This window comes from Achromobacter veterisilvae, assembly GCF_900496975.1.
GTDB lineage: Bacteria > Pseudomonadota > Gammaproteobacteria > Burkholderiales > Burkholderiaceae_B > Achromobacter > Achromobacter veterisilvae.
Map to the genome: position 1 here is coordinate 36,299 of NZ_UFQC01000049.1, position 6,334 is coordinate 42,632.

7 protein-coding genes and 1 pseudogene are annotated in these 6,334 nt (G+C 68.8%); 6 read left to right on the top strand and 2 right to left on the bottom strand.

Annotated features, from left to right (window positions below):
• Positions 1–35 precede the first annotated feature (35 nt).
• Genes AVE30378_RS28795 through AVE30378_RS28805 form a run of 3 tightly spaced genes read left to right on the top strand, consistent with a single transcriptional unit; the run spans position 36 to position 1,201 of the window.
• Complete coding sequence (locus tag AVE30378_RS28795) at positions 36–353, top strand: ElaB/YgaM/YqjD family protein (protein WP_088148496.1); 318 nt, start codon at positions 36–38, stop codon at positions 351–353.
• Between the two features lie 59 nt (positions 354–412).
• Positions 413–829, top strand: coding sequence for a phage holin family protein (locus tag AVE30378_RS28800; RefSeq protein ID WP_129246083.1), 417 nt, complete (start codon positions 413–415; stop codon positions 827–829).
• Between the two features lie 3 nt (positions 830–832).
• Complete coding sequence (locus tag AVE30378_RS28805) at positions 833–1,201, top strand: hypothetical protein (protein WP_129246085.1); 369 nt, start codon at positions 833–835, stop codon at positions 1,199–1,201.
• Positions 1,202–1,288: 87 nt separating this feature from the next.
• On the opposite strand, the gene ubiD is transcribed toward AVE30378_RS28805, so the two are convergent.
• Entirely contained in the window at positions 1,289–2,833 is a 1,545-nt protein-coding gene (gene ubiD / locus AVE30378_RS28810; protein ID WP_129246087.1) for a 4-hydroxy-3-polyprenylbenzoate decarboxylase, read from the bottom strand.
• A gap of 81 nt (positions 2,834–2,914) precedes the next feature.
• Between ubiD and AVE30378_RS28815 the strand changes: the two genes are divergently transcribed.
• Positions 2,915–3,733, top strand: coding sequence for a lytic transglycosylase domain-containing protein (locus AVE30378_RS28815; RefSeq protein WP_129246089.1), 819 nt, complete (start codon positions 2,915–2,917; stop codon positions 3,731–3,733).
• A gap of 58 nt (positions 3,734–3,791) precedes the next feature.
• On the opposite strand, the gene AVE30378_RS28820 is transcribed toward AVE30378_RS28815, so the two are convergent.
• Complete coding sequence (locus AVE30378_RS28820) at positions 3,792–4,952, bottom strand: pyridoxal phosphate-dependent aminotransferase (protein ID WP_129246091.1); 1,161 nt, start codon at positions 4,950–4,952, stop codon at positions 3,792–3,794.
• 43 nt (positions 4,953–4,995) lie between these two features.
• On the opposite strand from AVE30378_RS28820, the gene AVE30378_RS28825 reads away from it, so the two are divergent.
• Positions 4,996–5,880 carry an FAD-binding protein gene (locus AVE30378_RS28825; RefSeq protein WP_129246093.1) on the top strand — a complete coding sequence of 295 codons (885 nt, stop codon included), beginning with the start codon at positions 4,996–4,998 and terminating at the stop codon, positions 5,878–5,880.
• Between the two features lie 142 nt (positions 5,881–6,022).
• Positions 6,023–6,334: pseudogene (locus tag AVE30378_RS28830) on the top strand (NADP-dependent malic enzyme); the annotation flags it as partial.

Genomic DNA, 6,334 nt, shown 5'->3' on the forward strand with positions numbered 1-6,334 from the left:
GATTCCGTCATGGACACACAACAGGAGCTCAAGAAATGGCCACGAGAAAATCCGAAGACGTCGCAAAAGAAAAACTCATCGACAGTGTCAAGACCAGCCTGAACGACGCCGAAAGCCTGCTGCGCGAAGCCGCCAGCAGCACCGGCGACAAGGCCAACGAACTGCGCGACCGCGCCCTGACTTCCCTGAAGCGCACGCGCGAGGCCCTGTACGAAGCGCAGGATGCCGTGCTGGAGCGCGGCCGCAAGGCCGCCCGCGCGACCGACGACTACGTGCATGACAATCCCTGGCAAGCCATCGGTATTGCAGGCGTGACCGGCCTGCTGCTCGGCTTGCTGATCAGCCGCCGCTGACTGGGCAGGACAGGCGGGCGGACGACGCAAGCCGTCTTCCGCCCGGCGTCCATTGCGCCATGGGTCTACGCAAATCTGTATTCGGCGTCGCGTCCAGCCTGGTCGGGCTGCTGCGCACGCGCCTGGAACTCCTGGCCCTCGAAGCCGCGGATGAAAAGGCGCGCTTGCTCAAACTCCTGGGCATGGCGTTTGCCGCCTTGCTCTTCCTGACGCTGGCCGTGCTGGTCTTCACCATCACCGTGGCGGTGGCCTTCTGGCCCACCGAAGACCGCTATCTGGCGCTGAGCCTGCTGGCGGCCTTCTACGGCATCGTCGGCGTGGCATTGCTGCTGGTGGTCCGGCATGGCCTGGTCTACGGCGCGCCGCCGTTTTCCGCCACCCTCGAGGAACTGGCGCGCGACGCGGAACTGCTGGACCGGGTCCGCGACGCGCAAAGCGAAGACGAGGTGCCGGCGCGCCGGCGCGAGGAGGGCTGAAGCATGGCGAAAAGGTCTCCCACCGTCGACCGGGCCGTGCGCATCGAACTGCTGCGCGCCCGCGCCGCCATCGAGCGCGAATCGCTGGCGCAAGGCATCGCGTCCGCGGGACGCAGGCTGGAGCCGGCATCGCTCATCAAGGGCCTGCTGCCCGGCTTCGCGTCGGGCAACGCATCCCGCTGGGCCTTGCAGGCGATCAGCCTGGCGCGGCGCTACCCCATCGTCAGCTCGTCCCTGTCCGCCATGCTCATGCGCGGCGGCAAACGGTCCAAGCTCTTGAAGATCGCCGGCGGCGCGTTCGTCGGCTGGCAGTTGTTCAAGGTCTGGCAGGGCGCCCGCCAGGACAGCGCCCCGGACGCCGGCGACCGCTGAAAAGCCGAGGTGTCCGGCACCCTCGGGGTGCCGGCCCGGCCCGCGGCAGGCTTTCCCGGGTGCCGCACCGGCTGTTCGCCCGTGCCGCTACAGGCCCAGTTGCCCCCACAGCGCGTCCACGCGCTGCTTGACGTCGGCGTCCATCGCGATGGGGGTGCCCCATTCGCGGTTCGTTTCGCCCGGCCATTTGTTGGTGGCGTCCATGCCCATCTTGCCGCCCAGGCCGGACACCGGCGAGGCGAAGTCCAGGTAGTCGATGGGGGTGTTCTCCACCAGCAGGGTGTCGCGCACCGGGTCCATGCGGGTGGTCATCGCCCACACCACTTCCTTCCAGTCGCGCGGGTCGATGTCCTCGTCCACCACCACGATGAACTTGGTGTACATGAACTGCCGCAGGATGCTCCACAGGCCGAACATGACGCGCTTGGCGTGTCCGGCGTACTGCTTGCGGATGGACACGACGGCCAGGCGGTAGCTGCAGCCTTCGGGCGGCAGGTAGAAGTCCACGATCTCGGGTAGCTGGCGGCGCAGCAGGGGAACGAAGACCTCGTTCAACGCCACGCCGAGCACGGCCGGTTCGTCGGGCGGCTTGCCCGTGTAGGTGGAGTGGTAGATGGGATTGCGCCGCATCGTGATCCGCTCCACCGTAAAGACGGGGAACCAGTCCTGTTCGTTGTAGTAGCCGGTATGGTCGCCGTAGGGGCCTTCCAGCGCCATCTCGTAGCCGGAGTCGGGCGGCGGGTTGACGCCCTCGGGCACGACGGGCGCGACGGCGCGCGGGTCAGAGGACGGCAGCAGGTGGCCTTCCAGCACGATTTCGGCCCAGGCGGGCACGGACAGGTTGCTGCCCAGCGCCTGCGCGACCTCGGTGCGCGAACCGCGCAGCAGGCCGGCGAACTGGTATTCGGACAGGCTGTCCGGCACGGGCGTGACCGCGCCCAGCGTGGTGGCCGGGTCCGCGCCCAGGGCGACGGCGACGGGGAAGGGCGTGCCGGGATGGGCCAGCGCGTGGTCGCGGAAATCCAGCGCGCCGCCGCGGTGCGACAGCCAGCGCATGATCAGCTTGTTGGGTCCCAGCAGTTGTTGGCGGTAGATGCCCAGGTTCTGGCGGCGGGCGTTGGGGCCGCGCGTGATCACCAGGCCCCAGGTCAGGAGCGGCGCCACGTCGCCCGGCCAGCAGGTCTGGATCGGCAGGCGCGTCAGGTCCACGTCCTTGCCCTCCCAGACGATCTCCTGGCAGGCGGGGCTCTTGACGTTCTTCGGGCTCATGTCCCACAGCGCCGCCTTCAGCATCGACACCTTGGCCAGCGCGTCGCGCAGGCCGCGGGGGGCCTCGGGTTCGCGCAGCGAGGCGAGCAATTCGCCGATGTCGCGCAGCGCGCTGACGTTGTCGGCGCCCATGCCGCGGGCCACGCGGGCGGGGGTGCCGAACAGGTTGGTCAGCACCGGCATCTGCGCCGGCTGGCCGTCGTGCCGGGCGTTTTCGAACAGCAGCGCGGGGCCTTCCGCCCGCAGCACGCGGTCGGAGATCTCGGTCATTTCCAGCCGGGTGGACACCGGCACGGCGATGCGTTTGAGGTCGCCCATGCGTTCGAGTTGGGCGAGGAAGTCTCTAAGGTCGCGGTATTTCACTACAGATCCCGGCGATTTGGTTACATTTTGGGGAGAAAGAGAGGTTAACATTGACTCCCTCTTTTTTACGCAGGAGGTTTTATGCCCGATGCGTCAGTGGCCAGCCTATTCAGAAGCATGGCCCAAGGAGTGCACCAATATCTTGCCGAGTCCCTGCGCATCTGCTCCGTCTATCTGGGCATTGCGGTCATTGTGACGGTAAGCATGGGATTCGCCCTGCCTGGTTTGCGCGACCAGGCATTGCAAGTGCACAAAGCCTTGTTGACCGCCCTCGCGCCTTCGTCCATGCAAGCCGGTACCGATTTCGATACGGGTTCCGATCTGGGTGCCGACATGTCGTCGGCCATTGCTATGGCCATTCCCGAAGCTCCAGCCAGCAACGCCACCGGCATGCTGGGGCCCGCCCGCGTCGCGCCGCCGCCCAGGAAACCCGTCGCCGCCTTGGCGACCGGCCCCCAGGCGGAAGCCTTGCGCAACTATATCTCGCGCAAGTACAAGGTCGCCTATGACGCGACCGGCCCGCTCTTGAACACGGTATACAAGGTCAGCCGCGACAAGCAACTGGATCCGCTGCTGGTGCTGGCCGTGATCGCCATCGAATCCCGCTACAACCCCCTGGCGGAAAGCCACGTGGGCGCGCAGGGCCTGATGCAGGTGATGACCAGCGTGCACCAGGACAAGTTCGACGCGGTCGGCAAGACCGCGCTGGATCCCGCCACCAATATCGGGGTCGGCACCACGATCCTGCGCGACTGCATCAACCGCCGCGGTTCCGTGGAGGGCGGCCTGGCCTGTTACGTCGGTTCCACCGGGCCGGACGACAACGGCTACGGCGCCAAGGTGCAGGCGGAACGCCGCCGCCTGGCGCTGGCCTCGGGGATCGCGCTGGCCCGCGACTGATCCCCCGCGGCCCCGACGAAAGGCGCGCCCCGGGGCGCGCCTTTTGCTTTCCCGGGCTTCAGCCTTGCAGCAGCCGCCCCATGCGGGCCACGGCTTCTTCCAGCCGGTCCAGCCCCGTCGCGTAGGAAAAGCGCATGGTGTGCCGGCCGTGGGCCGGGCCAAAGTCCAGGCCCGGCACGGCGGCCACGCCGGCCTCCAGCAGCAGGCGCTGCGAGAACGCGGCGCTGTCCATGCCCAGGCTGGCGATGTCGGCATAGATATAGAACGCGCCGTCCGGCTTGACCGGCACCTGGATCCCCAGGCGTTCGAATTCCGGCAGCAGGTAGTCGCGGCGCTGCTTGAACGCTTCGCGGCGGTGCTCGAAGGTTTTCATCGCGGCGGGCGTGAAGCAGGCCAGCGCGGCATGCTGGGCCAGCGTCGGCGCGCAGATCGCCAGGCTGGCGGCGATCTTCTCCACCGGGGCCACCATGTCCTGGGGAACGATCATCCATCCCAGGCGCCAGCCCGTCATGTGGAAGTACTTCGAGAAGCTGTTGATGACGATGACGTCGTCGTCCAGGGTCAGCGCCGAGCGCGGCTGGCCTTCGTAGGAGAGGCCCAGGTAGATTTCGTCGACGATGGCGAAGCCGTCGCGGGCGCGGACCTGCGCCAGCAGTTCGGCCAGTTCGCCATGGGCGATGGAGGTGCCGGTGGGATTGCTGGGCGAGGCCACCAGCACGCCCTGGGTGGCGGGCGTCCAGTGCCGGGCCACGTCCTGGGCGGACAGTTGGAAGCGCTTTTCCGCCGTGCTCGGGATCAGCCGGGGCACGCCGCCCGCCGCCAGCACGAAGTTGCTGTTGGCGGGGTAGGAGGGGTCGGGCATCAGCACCTCGCCGCCGCTGTTGACCAGCGCCGCGCAGGCCAGCGTCAGGGCGCCGGAGGCGCCCGCGGTGACGATGACGCGGGACGGATCGATGTCGGCGCCGAACTGTTCGTGGTAGAAGCGGGCGATGGCCTCGCGCAGCGCCGTCAGGCCGGCCGACGGGCTGTAGCCGCTCAATCCGGCGCGGGCGGCGCGCTCGAGCGCTTCCACGACCTGGGGCGGCGCGGTAAAGTCCGGTTCGCCGATGCCCAGGCTGATAATGTCCTTGCCCGCCGCCTGCAGCGCTTGCGCCTGCTTGAAAAGCTCCATTACCTGGAAGGTCAGGAAATCGTTGGTGCGAGTGGCAAGGCGGGGCATTGGATTCTCGAAGGCGTCTTGTAGCGAAAAAGGAATTGTAGTCATGCAGCCATCCCGGCGCGCTTTCCTCCTCGGCCGTCGGCCGGCCCAGAGTCCCTGGGCGGCGTTCCTGCAGCGCCTGGGCCTGCTCTGCCAGGGGTCCGTCCGCGACCTGGGCGAGGGCGCCGGGGCGGGGCCCCGGGCCCTGCTGGTCCCGGCGCGCGACGCGGACGTGGCGCACGCGCGGGCCCTATGCGCCGAGCATCGCGTGGTGTTGGCGCTGGACGGGGCCGAGGGGCCGTTCGATACCGCCCACGGACCCGTCCTGCGGGTGGATCCGTCCGCGATGGCGGGCCTGGCCCGCCTGTCTGGCGCCGCGCCGCGCTGGCGCGCCCAGCCGGGGGTGCCGCTGGCGGCGCTGGCCCAGGCCGGCCTGCGGCAGTTCGCCGGCCTGCCCGGCGCCATGACGCTGGCCGAATGGCTGGCCGCTCCCGCCCGCTGGGCGGCCGGGCGGTGCGCGGACTCGGGCGTGCTGACGGTGGACGCGATGCTGGCGGACGGCGTGGAGGAAACGCTGGGCCCCTTCGGCGAAGCGGACGTCCAGCCCCTGCGTTCCGTCACCGTGCAGCGCCTGGTGCCGGCGCTGTTCCAGTTGGCATCGGGCGGCGACGCCTTCGCCACCCGGGACGGGGAGCGCTGGCTGGGGCGCTACCGGCTGGACGCCCTGAAACCCGAAGCGCCCGCCACGGTGAACCTGGCGCACCTGCTGCTGGGCCATGGCGGCACGCTGGCCTGGGTGCAGGGCGTCACCCTGGCCGACGTTCCCCCCGCGGCGCGGCCGGCGCCCGCGGCCGAGCCGCCGGGGCTGGCCACGACGAGGCTGGATTCGCGCGTGAAGGCGCTGTTCGATCCGGACGGCCGGTTTCCGTCATTGCGCACCGCACAATAGCGACAATTTGTAAGCAAGCGCTAAGATGGCGAGTACATGCCGGCCAGGGGGGCGGGGCGCATCGCGGAGGTATCGCGGCGTCCGCCATCGGAATAGAATTCCCCCCTTTCCGTGTCCCACTCTCTAGCAAGTAGCCGCCCATATGGATGCCAATCTTCGCAAAGCCGCCCTTGAATACCACGAGCACGGCCGCCCCGGCAAAATCTCGGTCATGCCGACCAAACAGCTCACCACCCAGCGCGACCTTGCGCTGGCGTATTCCCCCGGCGTGGCGGCGGCCTGTGAAGAGATCGTGGCCGACCCGTCCAATGTGTACCGCTACACGGCGCGCGGCAATCTGGTGGGGGTGATCACCAACGGCACGGCGGTGCTGGGGTTGGGCAACATCGGCGCGCTGGCCTCCAAGCCGGTGATGGAAGGCAAGGCGGTGCTGTTCAAGAAGTTCGCCGGGCTG